The organism is Pseudomonadota bacterium (assembly GCA_039815145.1).
GTDB lineage: Bacteria > Pseudomonadota > Gammaproteobacteria > Steroidobacterales > JBCBZW01 > JBCBZW01.
Map to the genome: position 1 here is coordinate 1 of JBCBZW010000049.1, position 17,191 is coordinate 17,191.

Annotated in this window: 18 protein-coding genes; 11 read left to right on the plus strand and 7 right to left on the minus strand. The window is 65.5% G+C overall.

Annotation, left to right across the window (positions count from 1 at the left end):
- Window positions 1-269, minus strand: a 269-nt coding sequence (locus tag AAF184_13445) for a hypothetical protein (GenBank protein ID MEO0423340.1), incomplete at its 3' end; no start/stop codon positions are given.
- Window positions 270-498: 229 nt separating this feature from the next.
- On the opposite strand from AAF184_13445, the gene AAF184_13450 reads away from it, so the two are divergent.
- Entirely contained in the window at window positions 499-1,128 is a 630-nt protein-coding gene (locus tag AAF184_13450; protein ID MEO0423341.1) for an OmpW family outer membrane protein, read from the plus strand.
- 15 nt (window positions 1,129-1,143) lie between these two features.
- On the opposite strand, the gene AAF184_13455 is transcribed toward AAF184_13450, so the two are convergent.
- Window positions 1,144-1,992, minus strand: a complete 849-nt coding sequence (locus AAF184_13455) for a DUF2189 domain-containing protein (protein ID MEO0423342.1) — start codon at window positions 1,990-1,992, stop codon at window positions 1,144-1,146.
- Window positions 1,993-2,260: 268 nt separating this feature from the next.
- Here AAF184_13455 and acs point away from each other — a divergent pair, with 268 nt between their 5' ends.
- The 8 genes from acs to AAF184_13495 all read left to right on the plus strand — a co-directional run bounded on the left by acs (window position 2,261) and on the right by AAF184_13495 (window position 9,987).
- Complete coding sequence (acs, locus tag AAF184_13460) at window positions 2,261-4,204, plus strand: acetate--CoA ligase (GenBank protein MEO0423343.1); 1,944 nt, start codon at window positions 2,261-2,263, stop codon at window positions 4,202-4,204.
- 35 nt (window positions 4,205-4,239) lie between these two features.
- Window positions 4,240-5,415: an acetyl-CoA C-acetyltransferase gene (locus AAF184_13465; protein MEO0423344.1), complete on the plus strand. Its 1,176-nt coding sequence runs from the start codon at window positions 4,240-4,242 to the stop codon at window positions 5,413-5,415.
- A 19-nt stretch (window positions 5,416-5,434) separates the two neighbouring features.
- Window positions 5,435-6,157 carry an acetoacetyl-CoA reductase gene (phbB, locus tag AAF184_13470; GenBank protein MEO0423345.1) on the plus strand — a complete coding sequence of 241 codons (723 nt, stop codon included), beginning with the start codon at window positions 5,435-5,437 and terminating at the stop codon, window positions 6,155-6,157.
- A 172-nt stretch (window positions 6,158-6,329) separates the two neighbouring features.
- Window positions 6,330-6,671: a hypothetical protein gene (locus AAF184_13475; protein MEO0423346.1), complete on the plus strand. Its 342-nt coding sequence runs from the start codon at window positions 6,330-6,332 to the stop codon at window positions 6,669-6,671.
- A 60-nt stretch (window positions 6,672-6,731) separates the two neighbouring features.
- Window positions 6,732-7,229 (plus strand): polyhydroxyalkanoate synthesis regulator DNA-binding domain-containing protein, encoded by a 498-nt coding sequence (locus tag AAF184_13480; protein ID MEO0423347.1) that lies wholly within the window; start codon window positions 6,732-6,734, stop codon window positions 7,227-7,229.
- 17 nt (window positions 7,230-7,246) lie between these two features.
- Window positions 7,247-8,002, plus strand: coding sequence for an SDR family oxidoreductase (locus tag AAF184_13485; protein ID MEO0423348.1), 756 nt, complete (start codon window positions 7,247-7,249; stop codon window positions 8,000-8,002).
- A 2-nt stretch (window positions 8,003-8,004) separates the two neighbouring features.
- Window positions 8,005-9,693, plus strand: coding sequence for a class I poly(R)-hydroxyalkanoic acid synthase (gene phaC, locus AAF184_13490; GenBank protein ID MEO0423349.1), 1,689 nt, complete (start codon window positions 8,005-8,007; stop codon window positions 9,691-9,693).
- Window positions 9,694-9,714: 21 nt separating this feature from the next.
- Window positions 9,715-9,987: a hypothetical protein gene (locus AAF184_13495; GenBank protein ID MEO0423350.1), complete on the plus strand. Its 273-nt coding sequence runs from the start codon at window positions 9,715-9,717 to the stop codon at window positions 9,985-9,987.
- 124 nt (window positions 9,988-10,111) lie between these two features.
- Here the strand turns inward: AAF184_13495 and AAF184_13500 are convergent, their stop codons facing one another.
- The 4 genes from AAF184_13500 to AAF184_13515 form a co-directional block, all read right to left on the minus strand.
- Window positions 10,112-10,474, minus strand: coding sequence for a DUF779 domain-containing protein (locus AAF184_13500; GenBank protein ID MEO0423351.1), 363 nt, complete (start codon window positions 10,472-10,474; stop codon window positions 10,112-10,114).
- Window positions 10,475-10,545: 71 nt separating this feature from the next.
- Window positions 10,546-12,087 carry an aldehyde dehydrogenase gene (gene adh / locus AAF184_13505; protein ID MEO0423352.1) on the minus strand — a complete coding sequence of 514 codons (1,542 nt, stop codon included), beginning with the start codon at window positions 12,085-12,087 and terminating at the stop codon, window positions 10,546-10,548.
- Window positions 12,088-12,346: 259 nt separating this feature from the next.
- Window positions 12,347-13,294, minus strand: a complete 948-nt coding sequence (locus AAF184_13510; protein MEO0423353.1) for a 1-phosphofructokinase family hexose kinase — start codon at window positions 13,292-13,294, stop codon at window positions 12,347-12,349.
- A 156-nt stretch (window positions 13,295-13,450) separates the two neighbouring features.
- Entirely contained in the window at window positions 13,451-14,512 is a 1,062-nt protein-coding gene (locus AAF184_13515) for a hypothetical protein (protein MEO0423354.1), read from the minus strand.
- Between the two features lie 415 nt (window positions 14,513-14,927).
- On the opposite strand from AAF184_13515, the gene sthA reads away from it, so the two are divergent.
- Window positions 14,928-16,328 carry a Si-specific NAD(P)(+) transhydrogenase gene (gene sthA / locus AAF184_13520; protein MEO0423355.1) on the plus strand — a complete coding sequence of 467 codons (1,401 nt, stop codon included), beginning with the start codon at window positions 14,928-14,930 and terminating at the stop codon, window positions 16,326-16,328.
- 55 nt (window positions 16,329-16,383) lie between these two features.
- Window positions 16,384-16,806, plus strand: coding sequence for a potassium channel family protein (locus tag AAF184_13525; protein ID MEO0423356.1), 423 nt, complete (start codon window positions 16,384-16,386; stop codon window positions 16,804-16,806).
- A gap of 19 nt (window positions 16,807-16,825) precedes the next feature.
- Here AAF184_13525 and AAF184_13530 read toward each other — a convergent pair whose 3' ends face one another.
- A complete protein-coding gene (locus AAF184_13530) occupies window positions 16,826-17,188 on the minus strand; it encodes a hypothetical protein (protein MEO0423357.1) in 363 nt (120 codons plus the stop codon).
- Window positions 17,189-17,191 lie beyond the last annotated feature (3 nt).

The window sequence follows — 17,191 nt, forward strand, 5'->3', positions numbered from 1 at the left end:
CTGAAGAACTCGAGGCACTCCTCGTAGTTGGGGCTCGCGATGCTGTAGGCGCGCACGCAAGGCTTGGGCACATCAGGTAGTCCCAGCATCACGAAGTGTCCATTGCGGAAACGGAACCCAGCGTCTCGCGTGGTGCGAAAGCTGAACAGATGCTCATTCCAGTGATGGACCCAGGTGACCCGTTCCACGCGGTAGCCGTTCGGCACCTCCGAGGCGTCTACGGTTGCGCAGCGCCCATCCGTTGCGAGGCTCTCTAGCGCCTGCCCCATGATCGCTCCTCGACTCTCTCCAGATCAGATGCTCGCAGAGCTTCGCGCCGCGGCGATACGCGCTCAATACGCAGTACCCGCAGCCCAAGCCAATGCCGCGCCTGGCGCAACGACGCTACGGGAATTCCGCAGGGGCGGCTGCGGCTAACGGCGATTCCGCCTGCGGCGCATGGAGCCGTAAGGTGCTCCTCGCTCACTTAACGAACACGATGATTAGGAGGAGTCGAAGATGAGCAGCTCGAACGGATGGAGAGCCGCAGGCCTCGCAGCCCTGGCCCTGACCCTCGCCGCCCCGGCGGCCAACGCAGATGCCGGCGACTGGCGCGTGCGCACAGGTGCCAAGGTGGTCGATCCCAAGTCGGACAACTCCGACATCGTCAGCGTGGACTCGGGCACCCAGTTCACCTTCGACGTGTCCTACTTCGTCACGGACAAGCTGGCGGTGGAACTGCTGGCCGCTGCGCCCTTCAGTCACGACATCAACCTGGCGGATACGGGCGATCAGGTGGGTGACACCGAACACCTGCCCCCCACCCTGTCGCTGCAGTATCACTTCAACCCGCGCGGCCGGGTGCAGCCCTACATCGGCGCGGGCCTGAACATGACCTTGTTCTTCGGTGAGGACACGGAAGGCGCCCTCGACGGCACGGATCTGTCCCTGGACACGTCCTTTGGCTTCGCCGCCCAGGCCGGCATCGATGTGCAGGTCTCTGACCAGTGGTTCGTCGGTGCCGACTTCCGTTGGATCGATATCGACACGGACGCCACCCTCGACGGCGCTGCCCTCGGTACCGTCGAGATCGACCCCATCACCTACGGCTTCCACATCGGCCGTCGCTTCGGCCGCACGGGACGCTAGGGCTGCACTTACGTGTCAGACCGACGGGGCGACGGGTCTCGGGCTCGCCGTCACGCCGGTCTGGTGACGTGGAAATCCCTCCGCGTCGATCGTCGCGTGGTAAGCGTGCCACGCCGCGTGACCGATGACGGGCAGGCTCACCGCGAGCCCGACGAACCCGGTCACTATCCCGAACAATACCGCCAGCACGATGCAGCTGAGCCATACGAGCATCGCCTGCTTGTTGCGCAGCACCGCATTCACGGACGTGATCACCGCCGTGATCATGTCTACCCGCCGATGCACCACCATCGGCAGCGAGAACGCACTCGCTGAGAAGGCCACGGCCGTGAACACAGCCCCCACCGCGGTGCCGATCGCATAGTAAGTGACCAGATCGGCCAGCGGCGGATCACTCTGCTGGGGCAGAAAGATGCTCATCACCGCACCGGCCCTCGCCCACACCAGGAAGACGACGATCAGCACGAGGGCGAACACGAGGCCGTTGTCGAGGTGCCGCCGAAAGGACGTGTGCAGTGCGGTTCTCAAGGACGGCGCCTGTCCGCGCTCCAACTGAGCGCTCAGGGCGTAGAGCCCGATGCACACCAGGGGCATCAGGAACACAAAGCCGCCCAGCATCGAGAGCAGGAATAGCGCACTGCCGTAGCGCCACGAGAGCACGCTCACCAACACGCTGGCGAGCGCCATGAAGACACCGTAGCTCAGGCTCTGCGGCCACGCGCGTTTGTAATCGTTCCAGCCCAACTTCAGCCATCCGAGCGGCGCTGACCATGGCAGCTGACGGGTCGGTGCCACAAAGGGATAGGTGTTTGCCGCAGCATCATCCGCTGGGTCCGCGTGCTCGGTCTCGCTCTCGCCGCCCATGGCTCCTCCTTGGCGCTGCGCCACCGCGTTCTCCGGCGCTTCTTCTACCCTCTCACGAGCAACGCGCGCCGGCCAGCACCCCCGCGCTGATCGGCAGGAGACCCTCGCCGCATGCTCGACACCGGCTCGCCGCCGCACGACGGCGAATTGCGAAGGCACCTTCGGTAACTAGCTATAGATCGCGGCGCTCAGCCTTTGCTCCACTTGGTTGCAATCCATGGCAATGCACGTTTGCAAGACACCAGAACGGCCAAAGGGGATGAAGACGATGGTCAGCACCAAGAGCGAGCTCGACGCCACGCACCAGTCACAGAGCTACCGACTGAATGCGCGAAGCTATGAGGCGATGTACCGGCGCTCCATCGAGGCTCCGGAAGCCTTCTGGGGAGAACAGGGTAGGCGGCTCGACTGGATGCAGCCCTACACGCAGGTGAAGAATACGTCCTTCGATCCCGCCGACGTGTCCATACGCTGGTTCGAGGACGGCAAGCTCAACGCAGCCGCCAACTGCTTGGATCGACATTTAGAGGAGCGCGGCGACCAGGTCGCGATCATCTGGGAAGGCGACGACCCCAGCGAGCACGAGCACATCACCTACCGGGATCTGCACGAGCGCGTCTGCCGCTTCGCCAACGCGCTGCAGGACTTGGGCGTCGAGCAGGGTGATCCGGTCACGATCTACCTGCCGATGATCCCCGAGGCCGCCGTTGCGATGCTGGCCTGCGCCCGCATCGGCGCCCCCCACGCCGTGGTCTTTGGCGGGTTCTCACCGGAAGCCCTCGCCGGGCGCATCGCCGACTGCGGCTCGCGTCTGGTGATCACGTCGGACGAGGGCATGCGCGGCGGCAAACGCGTACCCCTGAAGCCCAACGTCGACGCTGCCTTGGACTCGGTGGACACCGTCGAGCACGTCGTGGTCGTGCGTCGCACGCACGGCAAGATCGCGTGGGACGACACCCGTGACCACTGGTACCACGATCTGGTGGCCACGGCCTCCGCCGTCTGCCCGCCCGTACCCATGGAAGCCGAGGCACCGCTGTTCATCCTCTACACCTCCGGCTCCACGGGCAGCCCTAAGGGCGTGTTGCACACCACCGGCGGCTACCTCGTCTACGCGTCGATGACCCACGAGTACGTCTTCGACACGCAAGACGGTGACGTGTACTGGTGCACCGCCGACGTCGGTTGGGTCACCGGCCACAGCTACATCATCTACGGCCCCCTCGCCAACGGCACCACCACCGTGATGTTCGAAGGCGTACCCAGCTACCCCGACTATTCCCGCTTCGGGCAGATCATCGACAAGCACGGGGTCACCCAGCTGTACACCGCCCCCACCGCCGTGCGCGCCCTGATGCGCGAGGGCGATGAGTGCATGGCGAACAGTACTCGTAACACGCTGCGCCTCCTGGGTTCAGTGGGTGAGCCGATCAACCCCGAGGCGTGGGAGTGGTATCACCGTGCCGTGGGTAACTCGCAGTGCCCCATCGTCGACACCTGGTGGCAGACGGAGACCGGCGGCGTGCTGATCACGCCCCTGCCCGGCGTCTCGGCACAAAAACCCGGCTCGGCGACACGACCGTTCTTCGGCGTGCAGCCGGCCCTAGTGGACAACGAAGGAAACGAGCTTGAGGGAGAAGCGGATGGCATCCTCGTCATCAAGGACAGCTGGCCAGGACAGATGCGAACGCTCTACGGAGATCACGAGCGCTTCGTCAACACCTACTTCACCAACTATCCGGGCACATACTTCACCGGTGACGGCGCCCGCCGAGACGTCGACGGCGACTACTGGATCACGGGCCGCGTGGATGACGTTGTCAACGTATCCGGGCATCGAATGGGTACCGCTGAAGTCGAAAGCGCCCTGGTGGCTCACGAATCAGTTGCGGAAGCAGCGGTGGTTGGTTACCCGCACGACCTCAAAGGTCAAGGGATCTACGTCTACGTGACCCTGGCCGCCGGCCTCGAGCCCTCGCCGGAGCTGACCAAGGCCCTGCGCAGTTGGGTGCGCCAAGAGATCGGCCCCATCGCGACGCCGGATCTGGTGCAGTTCGCCCCGGGTCTGCCCAAGACGCGCTCCGGCAAGATCATGCGCCGCATCTTGCGCAAGATCGCCGCCAATGAAATCGACAACCTCGGCGATGTGTCGACGCTGGCAGAGCCGGCCGTCGTCACCGATCTCGTCGAGAACCGTTTGAACAAGGGCTAAGCGCCGAGAACGGCGCACCCAACACGGAGACACCCATGCCCAACCCAGTGATCGTCGGCGCCGCCCGCACGCCGATCGGAAATTTTGGCGGTGGCCTAGCGAGCCTGTCAGCCGACAAGCTCGGCAGCATCGCCATCAGCGCCGCCCTCGAACGGGCCGGCTGTGCGCCGGAGTTCGTCGACGAGGTGACCCTGGGCCAGGTGCTCACCGGTGGCGCGGGTCAGAACCCCGCGCGCCAGGCGGCGATCAACGCGGGCATCCCCAAGGAGCGCACGGCCCTTACGATCAACCAGATCTGTGGCTCGGGCCTGCGGGCGGTCGCCCTCGCCCACCAGGCCATCCTCGCCGGCGATGCCGACGTGGTCGTGGCCGGTGGCCAGGAGAGCATGAGCCGCTCTCCCCACGTCACGCACCTGCGCCGTGGCGTCAAGATGGGGCCAGCCACCTTGGTCGACAGCATGCTCGTGGACGGGTTGCAAGACGCGTTCAGCGGCATCCACATGGGCATGACCGCGGAGAACGTGGCCAAGGCTTACGAGATCAATCGCGAGCGCCAAGACGCCTTCGCGGCCGAGTCCCAACGCAAGGCGGCGGCGGCCATCGAGGCCGGTGCCTTCGCAGACGAGATCGTGGCTGTCGAAGTGCCCGGCCGCAAAGGGATGACGGTGGTGGACGCCGACGAGTTCCCCCGGGGGGAGACCACCGCTGAAGGGCTCGCCAAGCTACGCCCGGCCTTCGACGCCGAGGGCACCGTGACCGCCGGCAACGCCTCCGGGCTCAACGACGGCGCGGCGGCCCTGGTCGTCACCCACGAGGAGTACGCGCACCGCCACGGCATGGTGCCGCTGGCGCGCATCGCCTCCTGGGCCACCGCCGGGGTGGATCCGACGCTGATGGGCACGGGTCCCATCCCAGCCTCCCGTCGTGCTCTCGAGAAGGCCGGTTGGGCTATTGACGAGCTCGACCTGATCGAAGCCAACGAGGCTTTCGCGGCCCAAGCCATCGCCGTCAACGACGCCCTCAGCTGGGACCTCGCCAAGGTCAACGTGAACGGCGGGGCCATCGCCCTCGGACACCCCATCGGCGCCTCCGGCGCGCGTGTGCTGACCACCCTGGTCCACGCGATGATCAAGCGCGATGCGCGTCGGGGCCTTGCCACCTTGTGCATCGGCGGCGGCATGGGCATCGCCGTGTGCGTCGAACGCGACTGATCCCTACGGAGACATCTCAATGAGCAAGACAGCAATCGTCACTGGCGGCACGCGGGGGATCGGCGAAGCGATCTGCCTGGGCCTGCAGGCAGCCGGCTACAAGGTGGCCGCCGTGTACGCGGGCAATGAGGAACGTGCCCAGGAGTTCCGCAACCGCACGGGCATCGCCACCTTCCGCTTCGATGTGGCCAACTCGGTAGAGTGCACGGAGGGTGTAGCGATGATCGAACGCGATCTCGGGCCCGCCGACATCCTCATCAACAACGCCGGCATCACCCGTGACGGCACGATGCACAAGATGAGTCACGAGAATTGGCAGCAGGTGATCGACACCAACCTCGGTGGCTGCTTCAACATGTGCCACGCCGTGCTGCCCGGTATGCGCGAGCGCAACTTCGGGCGCATCGTGAACATCGGGTCGATCAACGGCCAGGCCGGCCAGTACGGCCAGGTGAACTACGCCGCCGCCAAATCCGGCATCCACGGCTTCACCAAAGCGCTGGCCCAGGAGGGCGCTGCCAAGGGCATCACTTGCAACGCGATCGCCCCGGGGTACATCGACACCGACATGGTGGCGGCCGTGCCTGAGCGTGTCCTGGAGAAGATCGTCGCCAAGATTCCCGTAGGGCGCCTCGGCCACGCCGATGAGATCGCTCGCGGGGTGCTGTTCCTGGTGGCTGACGAGGCCGGCTTCATCACCGGATCCACCTTGTCGATCAACGGCGGACAGCACATGTACTAGTTCTTAGCATCACATCTGACCGGGCCCTGAGAAACCCGTAGCGTGCGCCGCACACTACGGGTTTCTCTTTTTAATCAGTACTTACCGCACCCCTATTGTGCGGTGCACATCCAGCTGCTAGGCTGTATCTGGCGTGAACGGAACGTCTTCCATACAAACCCAGGAGCCTCCCATGAGCACCGCACCCTTCGAGTTCGAGACCCTCTTCAAGGGCTACCCCGACCTGGCCTCCCGCACCCAGGAAGTCAGCCGTATCTACCTCGACGCCACCAGCGAGATCCTACGCGAACAGGCCGCTACGGCCGAGAAGCTGGTGGACTTCGGCGTCCGCGCCATGCGCCTGCCGGAGAAGACCGAACCGGCTGAGTTCTTCGCCGACCGTCTGCAGCAGCAGCGCGAGCTCCTCGACACGGTGAGCGCCAGCGCCGAGAAGATCATCGCCCAGGTCAACGACGCCAGCCATAAGGCCTTCAGCGCCTGGGCCGACGTGACCACCGCCGAAGGCAACGCCTAAGGCCGTTGCAATCCTGAGCGCCGGGCCGGCCACGCCGGCACGGCGCTGAGGGGGCTGGTGATGCGCCTCATACGCAAGCAGAAGAACCGTCGACTCTACGACACGGTAGACCGACGCAACATCACCCTGCAGGAGCTCGCGCGACTGATCGGCGCGGGCGAGCAGATCCAGGTGGAGGACGGCACCACCGGTGAGAACGTCACCCGTGCGGTGCTCCTTCAGATCCTGCTCGAGCAGGAGTCTCCCGGCCGCGTGCTGCTCTCGGAGTCCTTCCTGGAATCCCTGATTCGCCTCGGCCACAACCCGCTGCAACAGATGGCCTCGAACTACCTCGACGCCAGCCTCGCAGCCTTCGAACGCTATCAATCGGACCTCGCCCAGCGCTGGCGCGCCGATGCCAAAGCCATGAGTCACCCCGCAGAAGTGCTGACCGAGGCGGCGCAACGCTCGCTCAGCAGCTGGATATCCATGCAGCGCTCGATCTTCGATGCCTGGTCCGGCAAGGGACCTGAGCCGCCCCCAGACGCTGCCCCCGACTCAGACGAACAAAACGATTAGCCGATAAGGAAATGCCCGTGCAACTCGACGGCAAACTCATCATCATCACCGGCGCGGCCGGCGGACTTGGCCGGGCGATGGCCCACGAGCTCTCGGGCGTTGGCGCACAGCTGGCGCTGGTGGATCTCGATCAGGCGGCCGCCCAGTCCGTCGCCGACGACCTGAACACCCCCGCCAAGGCCTACGCGGCCAACATCGCCGACGAGAGTGCGGTGGACGCCCTCTACGCGAGCATCGCGGCCGATTTCGGCCCCGAGCTCCATGGCCTCGTCAACAACGCCGGCATCACCCGCGACGGGCTGCTGGTGAAGGCACGCGACGGTGAGATCGTCTCGCAGATGACGCTGGACGCCTGGCAAGCGGTGATCAACGTCAACCTCACGGGCGTGTTCCTCATGGGCCGCGGCGCCGCCAAGCAGATGATCACCTCGCAGAGCGAGGGCGTGATCGTGAACATCGCGAGCATCTCCAAGGCGGGCAACATGGGGCAGAGCAACTACGCCGCCGCCAAGGCGGGGGTGGCCTCGCTCACCGTGGTGTGGGCCCAGGAGTTGTCCCGCTACGGTATCCGCGTGGCCTCCATCTCCCCCGGATTCTCGGACACCCCCATGGTGGCCGCGGTCAAGCCGGAAGCCTTGGAGAAGCTCGCCGCGAAGATTCCCTGCAAGCGCCTCGGCAACCCGGCGGAGATCGCACACACGGTAAGATTCTGCTTCGAGAACGACTACCTCACAGGCCGCGACATCGCCATCGACGGCGGCCTGAGGATCTAGCCGTGGAGAACGTGCTCGTGAAAACCCCGAAGCCACCGCCATTGAAGTCCCTGTACGGGCTGACCAAGCCTGCGCGAGCTCTGACCGCGCACCTGGCGCAACACCCTGAGCTGCTGGTCAAGACGCCCCTCAAGTACGCCGCCGGCGTCGGTGCGCTGGGCGCGTACGCGGTCGGCCGAACCCTGGGACTGAAGCCGGCGCCCGTGCGTGAACCCACCCGAGGCGATCGACGCTTTCGTGACGACGCGTGGGCCGAGAGCCTGCCCTTCGATCTACTGAAGCAACACTACCTGCTCGCCGCCGAAGCGGCGGAGTCCCTCGTCGCCGAGACCTCGGACTTCGAAGGTAAGGAAGCCGAGCAGGCGCGCTTCTGGATGGGCCAGCTTACGAGCGCTGCCTCCCCCGGTAACGTGCCTTTCACCAATCCCCAGGTGGTGCGCAAGACGCTCGAAACCGGCGGCGCGAACCTACGCCGCGGGCTCGCCAACCTCATCGAAGACTTCTCCCCCGAGCAAGGCCAGCTGCGCATCAGCATGACCGACAGCTCCGCCTTCGAGGTGGGTGAGAACGTGGCCACGACACCCGGCAAGGTGGTGTTCCGCAACGAGCTCATCGAGCTGCTGCAGTTCACGCCGACGACGGACACCGTGCACAAGACGCCGCTGATGATCGTGCCGCCGTGGATCAACAAGTACTACATCCTCGATCTGCGCGAGGACAACTCGCTCATTAGGTGGCTGGTGGGTCAGGGCTACACCCTGTTCGTCATCTCCTGGGTGAACCCCGGCAGCTCCCTCGCCCACATCGACTTCGCCGACTACATGCGCTTGGGGCTCATGGAAGCGCTGAAGGCCGTGGAGCAAGCCACCGGCGAGCGCAGCGTGAACGCCGTGGGCTACTGCATCGGCGGCACCCTGCTGGCCGCCACCCTGGCGCGGATGGCGGCGGAGAACGACGACCGCATCGCGAGCGCCACCTTCCTCACCACCCAGGTGGATTTCAGTGAGGCGGGCGAGCTCGGGGTGTTCATCGACGATGCCCAGCTCGACATGCTCGAGCAACAGATGGAGCAGCGCGGCTACCTGGATGGTGCCACGATGGCCGGCAGCTTCAACATGCTCCGGGCCAACGACCTCATTTGGTCCTTCGTGATCAACAACTACCTGCTCGGCGAGAAGCCGAAGGCCTTCGATCTGCTGTACTGGAACTCAGACGCGACGCGCATGCCGCGGGCCATGCACATGTACTACCTGCGCAACATGTACCTGCACAACCGCCTGGTGCAGCCGGATGCGCTCGAGCTCGACGGGGTGCCCATCGATCTTCGACGGGTGAACATCCCCGTGTACCTACAGTCCTCCGTGGACGACCACATCGCCCCCTACCCCTCAGTCTACAAGGCGACCCAGCACTACAGCGGCCCGGTGACCTTCATGCTCGCGGGATCTGGTCACATCGCCGGTGTGGTGAACCCGCCCTCGGCCAAGAAATACTTCTACATGACCAATGACGACGTGCCGGAGAGCGTGGAAGCATGGAAGGAAGGCGCGGAGCGCCACGACGGCTCCTGGTGGCCACACTGGAATGCGTGGCTGCGCAGTCGCTCCGGAGAGGAGGTGCCTGCGCGTGACCCGGGCGCCGAGGCGCTGCCCCCCATCGAGGATGCCCCCGGGTCTTACGTCAAGGCCTAAGCTCTATCTCGCTCCAAGGGAGTGCTTCGCGAGCGCCTTTACGAAGACGTCGATATCGCGCGCACGCGGCTCAGGGAGTTTACGGCGCAGCGGGAAGCGCGCCTCGAGGCAATACTGCGCGTCGAGGACATGTACTTCGGTGACAGCGCCATTGAGCCCCTCAGCGAAGTGGATTGCACCTTCCTCGCCTATTCGCATCTCATCACCTTCCCGCCGACGGAAGCCCCGAGCATCACCGAGGCTTTCTCCGGCGGCCGCATCGATCTGGTCACGAGACGCAGCGTTTCTCAGTGAAATTGCCAGCGCTGCGTCACGGAACGCCAGCTACGTGGCCTTTTTGCTTACACACGCGGAACGCCTCGACGCCGTTATCGCAGAACTGGAGCGTCCAGCCACTTAGGCGGGGGCGGCCATCGTCTCAGCTGTTGAGCGCCGCGTTTTCCTCATCGCTCAGCACACGAGAGCGGATCAGGAAACGCACCCCTTCCGGTGCCTCCAGGGAGAACCCCGCACCACGCCCGGGAACCACATCCACGATGAGATGGGTATGGCTCCAGCGTTCGAACTGAGATGCACTCATGTAGAACGGGCAGCCGGCGACATCACCGAGGTGGACATCGCTGTTGCCCACCTTGAACTCCCCCAAGGGGTAGCACATCGGCGCGCTGCCATCGCAGCACCCGCCTGACTGATGAAACATCAGGTCGCCGTGGGTGGACTGGAGCTTACGCACCAGTTCCTCCGCGGCTTCTGTCATCGAAACGCGTTCGGTCACATCCATTCTCCCGCCAAAAAAAACGGCCGCGGAGGCAAGGCCCCCGCGACCGCGTTGTGCCTTCGATGGCTCCCGAATCAGAAGAATCCGAGGGCCTTCGGGCTGTAGCTTACCAGCAGGTTCTTCGTGTTCTGGTAGTGGTCGAGCATCATCTTGTGATTCTCGCGGCCAATACCGGACTGCTTGTAGCCACCGAACGCAGCGTGCGCCGGGTACAGGTGGTAGCAGTTGGTCCACACGCGACCGGCCTGGATGCCGCGACCGAAGCGGTAGGCGCGGTTGCCGTCACGGCTCCACACGCCGGCGCCGAGGCCGTAGAGCGTGTCGTTGGCGATCTCGAGGGCTTCCTCGTCAGAGGAGAACTTGGTCACGGCGAGCACCGGGCCGAAGATCTCTTCCTGGAACACGCGCATCTTGTTGTGCCCTTCGAGCACGGTCGGTTCGACGTAGTAACCATCGTCGAACTCACCGCCGAGACGGCTGCGACCGCCACCCGTGAGCACCTTGGCACCTTCCTGGCGACCGATGTCGATGTAGCTCAGGATCTTCTCGAGCTGGTCGTTCGAGGCCTGGGCACCGATCATGGTATCCGCCTGCAGGGGGTTGCCCTGACGCACGGCCTTGACCCGCTCGACAGCGCGCTCCATGAAGCGATCGTAGATCGACTCATGCACCAGGGCACGGGACGGGCAGGTGCACACTTCACCCTGATTGAGGGCGAACATGGCAAAGCCTTCGAGGCACTTGTCGAAGTAGTCGTCGTCCGCATCCATCACGTCTTCGAAGAAGATGTTCGGCGACTTGCCGCCGAGTTCCAGCGTGACCGGAATCAGGTTCTCCGACGCGTACTGCATGATCAGGCGACCCGTGGTCGTCTCACCGGTGAACGCGATCTTGGCGATACGGTTGCTGGAGGCGAGGGGCTTGCCTGCTTCCACGCCGAAGCCGTTGACGACGTTCAGCACGCCCGGGGGCAGGATGTCGGCGATGAGGTCCATCACCGCCATGATGCCGAACGGCGTCTGCTCAGCGGGCTTGAGCACCACGCAGTTACCCGCCGCGAGGGCCGGGGCCAGCTTCCACGCTGCCATCAGGATCGGGAAATTCCACGGGATGATCTGACCGACCACGCCCAGGGGCTCGTGGAAGTGGTAAGCCACCGTGTTGTCGTCCAGCTCTGCCAGGGAGCCTTCCTGGGTGCGAATGCACGCGGCGAAGTAGCGGAAGTGATCCACCGCGAGGGGCAGGTCAGCGGCCGTCGTCTCGCGGATGGGCTTGCCGTTGTCGACAGTCTCGATCGTGGCGATGTCCGCCAGGTTCGCTTCCAGACGGTCGGCGATCTTCAGCAGCAGGGCGGCGCGCTCGGTGGGGGAGGTACGGCCCCAGGCGTCGCGAGCGGCGTGGGCAGCGTCCAGCGCCTTTTCCACGTCGGCAGCCGTGGAGCGTGCGACCTGACAGACCGGACGGCTGGTCAGCGGGCTCACGTTGTCGAAGTAGCGGCCTTCAGCCGGGGCAACCCAGTTGCCACCGATGAAGTTGTCGTAGCGCTGGCGCACCGTGATGCGCTCGGCGACGGAGGCGAGCGCCACCTCCGGCGTGATAGTAGATGGTTGATCCATGTGACTTTCGTCCTCCCGGAGGCGAGTGGTGTCGCGGCCGGGACCCCCCCGTGCCGTTGCGCCATATGACCAGTACGTGCAATCGATCACTATTCGCGATACGACGGATCCCCCCTTCGGAAAACCCGTATGTGCAGCGCATCACAAATACTGTCGTGTTAGCCTCGGGATTGTGCACTGATGGTGAGCGGATGACTAGTCCCGCATCAGGCAACCTAGCGATATCATTGATGCTGCGCCGCGAGCGCTCTGCCTGAGGCTACGTCGGCACCCGGGGCTCGGTCAGCGCCTCGCCCTCGAGACGCTCGAGATCGTCCGCTACGAACAGGGCGGAGCCCGGGGTACATGCGGCCGACGCCCCCGCCGCGATGCCGAGGCGCGCCGCGTCGACCGGCGTGCGGCCGCTGGCCACGGCCTGGGTGAAGACGCCGAGGAAGCTGTCGCCGCAGCCGACGGCGCTCACCGTTCGCACGGTCGGTGCACGCAGCCAGTGGCAACGGTCGCTCGTGGTCACCATGGCGCCGTGGGGTCCCAAGGTCAGCAGCAGCACCTCGAGCGGCGCACGTGCCATCAGCGTCCGTGCCGCGCGCTCGATCCCAGCACGGTCTTCGGCGACCAGTCGCTCCCCGACGAGTTCGCCGAACTCGCGGAGGTTGGGTTTGATGGCGAACACGGGGGATCGCAGGGCGGCGACCAGCGCCTCGCCATGGGTATCCAACACGACGCGCACACCGCGTTCGCCAGCGGCACGAGCGACTCGGCCGTAGTAATCGGTCTCCACCCCGGGCGGCAGGCTGCCGCTCAGCACCACCCACTCCACCGGTGCGGACGACTCGAGCAGCGCCCCGACGCACGCCTGCGCCGCCACGGGATCCAGGTCGCCCCCGGGCGTTACGACGTGGTAGGTCTCCTGCTGCTCTCGAACCCACAGGGACAGGCTCTCCCGCACCGGCGTGTCCGCCGGTACGCGCACGGCCGGCACATCCTCCCCAGCCAGCAACGTGAGCAGTCGCTCGCCCGTCGCGGCGTCGGCGGGGAACACGGCGCACACCTCGCCTCCCACCCGATGAATCGCCCGCGCCGCGTTGATTCCTCCGCCCCCTGGTTCGTGGCGGGCCGGTCCGCTACGCAGTTTCGAGAAGGGGCGCATGCGAGCGATGTCGGCCCCGATGTCCAGTGCGGGGCTGAGAGTCAGGGTTCGGATCATCTGATCGCTCGTCCGAGGAGGGGACCGATGACGGCACAGGCGCCTGGGACGGCCGGTGCCGAGGACTACGCGAGGAAGCGGTGGCCGAGGCGCTCGCCCCGGCCACCGTGCCCGTCGAGGAGCAGAAGCTACTCCTGCCGGGGCGTTGTGAAAAGCCTAACGATCCGCTCTCGGCAAGGCCCGCGAACCGATCGTCGACACGCCTCGCTGCGGCGCCAGACCGAAGCAGGACTGCCCCGGGAACACCGTGTAGGGCGAGTCCACCTGGAACTGCACGCCCTGCGTGAAGTTGAACAGGTTGAAGGTGCCGCTGATGCCACCGCGGAACACGAAGGACCAATCCTCCGCGGCACCGGGCCCGAAGGGACAGCTCTCCCCGGTGCAGAGGAAGGCCTCAGCGCTCTGCGTCAGCGAGATCTGGTCGCCCTCGGCGAAGGTGGCGCCGTCGCAAGTCCAATCCCACTCACCCACGCCGTCGACCACGCTAATCGAGTCGCAGAAGTTGTCGAAGGTGATGCAGTAGGTGCGCTCATCACCGCCGCCACCACCATCGCCGGTGTAGATGGCCCGCGCGAGGGAGCCACCGGAGGCCGTACTGCCGTTGGCCGTCATGCCCGGCTCGAGATCTGCCCAGTTGCCGCTCGAAGAAAGGGGACCGGAGAAGGAGAAGGTGTCCAGCACGCCGGTGGCGTCACCGAAGTCATCGAGCTGGGCCAGGCTGGCGAAGCCGTGCACGCCGATGCTCTCCCCTTCCGGTGCCGGCGCTCCGGAGCACACGTAGGTCTGGTCCGCCTTGCTGCCCTGGTCCACGTTGGTCAGCTCGACGATCACGTCGGAACCCGACCGCGTGGCCGTCATCTGCGCGCTGTTGAAGGGCTCGTCGAGGGCGAAGAAGCCAAGCCCAAAGCCGTTGATGTTGTTACCGATGTAGCAGCCGGCCTGCTCGAACTGGTCATCGCCGTCCTGGTTCTGCACCTTGATGAAGATGTTGTTGACCCCGGCACCGACGTTGAGCAAAACACCTGTGTACTGCAGCGAGGTGCCGTTGTTCTGAACGAAGGCCGAGGCCTGGTCACCGCCGCTCGGCAGGGCGACGTAGTTGGTATCGAAGGCGCTGGGCGCCCCGGGGTTACCGGTGGTTTGGTCGATCGCGTTGGCCGCGACTGCTGCACTGCCGAAGCAGGCAAGTGCGATGAGTGATCCGATCCTGTAGGTCATATGCTTACTCCCTGTAAGACGCAATGAATCATCAGGTAATCGTCATTCTTGTAGTGCGGGCCGCCCATCAGTACTGATCGCCGACGAGCGTTGTGAGCATAGCACCGCACCTAGGCAATGGGCGCTTACCCTTTCAGACATGCGACAGGCAAGGCGCCCGACCCTCACCCACATCGGCACGCCCTCGGATTGACCGGTCACGCTTGCCGGCGGCGGCGACGTACGGCACGGCAACATCCCGAGGGGGGCGATGTCGCCAAGCCACGGCAACACTGCCACGTGTGACCTGGCCCTCAGTTTTGCGTTGCGACGCGCACGCCACAGCGCGGAATCGCCGCCTGCTTCCCGGCGCACCTCGGCCGCATTTGCTTCCCTTGGGATGAGTCCAGATCGCCCTCGACGATGGAGCGCCTGCATGGTCCCAGAACACTTTGATCTCATCGTTATCGGCAGCGGGCCCTCGGGGCGCCGAGGCGCCATCCAGGCCGCCAAGCTCGGCAAGCGCGTGCTGGTGGTGGAGAAGAACCTGCGGGTCGGCGGCGTCTCCGTGCACACGGGCACGATCCCCTCCAAGACCTTGCGCGAGACGGTGATGAACCTCTCCGGTTGGCGCGAGCGCGGCTTCTACGGCCGTGCCTACCGCGTCAAGCAAGACATCGGCGCCGAGGACCTCAAGCAGCGCTTACACCTCACCCTCGAGCACGAGGTGGAAGTGCTGGAGCACCAGTTCGCGCGCAACCGCGTCTGCACCCGGCAAGGCACCGCGCGATTCCTCGACGCCACCACCATCTCCGTGCAGAGCGACGACGGCAGCGACACACCTTACAGCGCTGATCGCTTCCTGGTGTGCGTGGGCACCCGCCCCTTCCGCCCTCAAGAGGTGCCCTTCGACGGTCAGCACGTGCTCGACAGCGATGATCTGTTGCGCCTGGAGTCCCTGCCCCGCTCGCTGTGCGTGATCGGCGCCGGGGTGATCGGCGTGGAATACGCCACCATCTTCAGCGCCCTCGACATCCCCGTCACCCTGGTCGATCCCCGCGAGCAGGTGTTGGACTTCATCGATCAGGAGATCATCGCCGAGCTCATCCACCAGCTGCGTGACCGCGGCGTGCAGCTGCACCTGGGCTCGAAGGCCGAGAAGATCGTCGGCCCGACCGATGGCGATGGCAACTGCAAGGTACACCTGGACAACGGTCGCACGGTCAAAGCGGCCATGGTGCTCTACGCTGCCGGGCGCGAGGGCGCCACCGCCAACCTCGGCCTCGAGCAGGCCGGCCTTCAGACCGACCATCGCGGCCGCTTGCGTACGGACCCGGCCACCTTCCAGTGCGAGGTGCCCCACATCTACGCCACGGGCGATGTGATCGGCTTTCCATCACTCGCCTCGACCTCCATGGAGCAAGGTCGCATCGCAGTCTGCCACGCCTTCGATGCACACCACGCGGCCCCGCCGGAACACTTCCCCTACGGCATCTACGCGGTGCCCGAGATCTCCACCTGTGGCGATCCCGAGCAGATCCTGCGCGAGCAGCGCGTGCCCTACGAGGTGGGCATCGCTCGCTTTCGCGAGACCTCGCGCGGGCAGATCATGGGCTTGCGCAACGGGATGATGAAGCTGTTGTTCTCCCTCGAGGACCGGCGCCTGCGGGGCGTGCACATCATCGGTGAGGGCGCGACGGAGCTGATCCACATCGGACAGGCCGTAATGCACTTCGACGGCACCGTGGACTACTTCGTCGAGAGCACCTTCAACTACCCGACGCTGGCCGAGGCCTACAAGATCGCAGCCCTCGACGCCTGGAATCGGATGCGCTGAGGTGTTCCCGCGGCGGCGGCTCGCCCTGTGAGGGGAATGCTCTTACGATAGCGCGATGCAAGCGCTCACCACCGCCTTGATCGTCTCCACCTTGACCGGCCTCTGCGTGCTGGTCCACTTCGAGGCGCTCAACCAGCTGATGCTCCGCCTAGGTCAGCACGCGGCCAGCCGGCGCCTGCTCGTGGTGCACATGCTCGGCCTCCTGGCGGTGCACGTGGTGGAGATCTGGATCTTTGGCATCGGCATCTACGCGATGTCCGTGTGGCTCGGCATCGGTGGCATCACCGGCGGCGCCGAAGGCCTGCTCGACTACATCTACTTCTCAGCGATGATCTACACCACGGTCGGCTTCGGTGACCTGGTGCCCCACGGCGCCCTGCGCCTGGTGGCGGGGATGGAGGCCTTGGCCGGCCTGTCCATGATCACCTGGTCGGCGAGCTACACGTTCCTGCTGATGCAGCGCTTGTGGAAGGCCTAGTGCGTGGGGCCCCTGCTCCTCAGGGGCCGTCGCCCTTGGTGCGTTCGTCCTCGCGCGCCGGCAGGGGGTAGGAGTCAGCGACGCGGACAGGGCCCTTCATCACGTGCACGGTGAAGCAGCCGATCGTCAGGGCGAACAACAGGGACCAGCTCGTCAGCCACCCGGCCAGGGCGACGATGTCCGCCATCGCCGTCTGGCGCGTGATCTCCTCGAGCGTACCGCGTCCCGGCATGAGCCGCGCGGTAAGCGCGAACACCAGCGGAATCACCAGCGTGGCCGCGTACAGGTTGGGCAGTCGGGTAAGGATCTCGAATTCGAAGCCTGTCCGTTGGCGTCGCCGGTGGGCCGATTGCTCGGCGTCGCGCGGCTTGGGTTCTTGCATGGA

What these genes read in the sequence shown, in the direction of transcription:
- AAF184_13510 (MEO0423353.1), bottom strand. Translation starts at nt 13,294, where the DNA reads ATGATCCGAACCCTGACTCTCAGCCCCGCACTGGACATCGGGGCCGAC.
- AAF184_13525 (MEO0423356.1), top strand. Translation starts at nt 16,384, where the DNA reads ATGCAAGCGCTCACCACCGCCTTGATCGTCTCCACCTTGACCGGCCTC.
- sthA (MEO0423355.1), top strand. Translation starts at nt 14,928, where the DNA reads ATGGTCCCAGAACACTTTGATCTCATCGTTATCGGCAGCGGGCCCTCG.
- AAF184_13450 (MEO0423341.1), top strand. Translation starts at nt 499, where the DNA reads ATGAGCAGCTCGAACGGATGGAGAGCCGCAGGCCTCGCAGCCCTGGCC.
- AAF184_13515 (MEO0423354.1), bottom strand. Translation starts at nt 14,512, where the DNA reads ATGACCTACAGGATCGGATCACTCATCGCACTTGCCTGCTTCGGCAGT.
- AAF184_13530 (MEO0423357.1), bottom strand. Translation starts at nt 17,188, where the DNA reads ATGCAAGAACCCAAGCCGCGCGACGCCGAGCAATCGGCCCACCGGCGA.
- adh (MEO0423352.1), bottom strand. Translation starts at nt 12,087, where the DNA reads ATGGATCAACCATCTACTATCACGCCGGAGGTGGCGCTCGCCTCCGTC.
- AAF184_13465 (MEO0423344.1), top strand. Translation starts at nt 4,240, where the DNA reads ATGCCCAACCCAGTGATCGTCGGCGCCGCCCGCACGCCGATCGGAAAT.
- acs (MEO0423343.1), top strand. Translation starts at nt 2,261, where the DNA reads ATGGTCAGCACCAAGAGCGAGCTCGACGCCACGCACCAGTCACAGAGC.
- AAF184_13500 (MEO0423351.1), bottom strand. Translation starts at nt 10,474, where the DNA reads ATGGATGTGACCGAACGCGTTTCGATGACAGAAGCCGCGGAGGAACTG.
- AAF184_13475 (MEO0423346.1), top strand. Translation starts at nt 6,330, where the DNA reads ATGAGCACCGCACCCTTCGAGTTCGAGACCCTCTTCAAGGGCTACCCC.
- AAF184_13455 (MEO0423342.1), bottom strand. Translation starts at nt 1,992, where the DNA reads ATGGGCGGCGAGAGCGAGACCGAGCACGCGGACCCAGCGGATGATGCT.
- AAF184_13480 (MEO0423347.1), top strand. Translation starts at nt 6,732, where the DNA reads ATGCGCCTCATACGCAAGCAGAAGAACCGTCGACTCTACGACACGGTA.
- phbB (MEO0423345.1), top strand. Translation starts at nt 5,435, where the DNA reads ATGAGCAAGACAGCAATCGTCACTGGCGGCACGCGGGGGATCGGCGAA.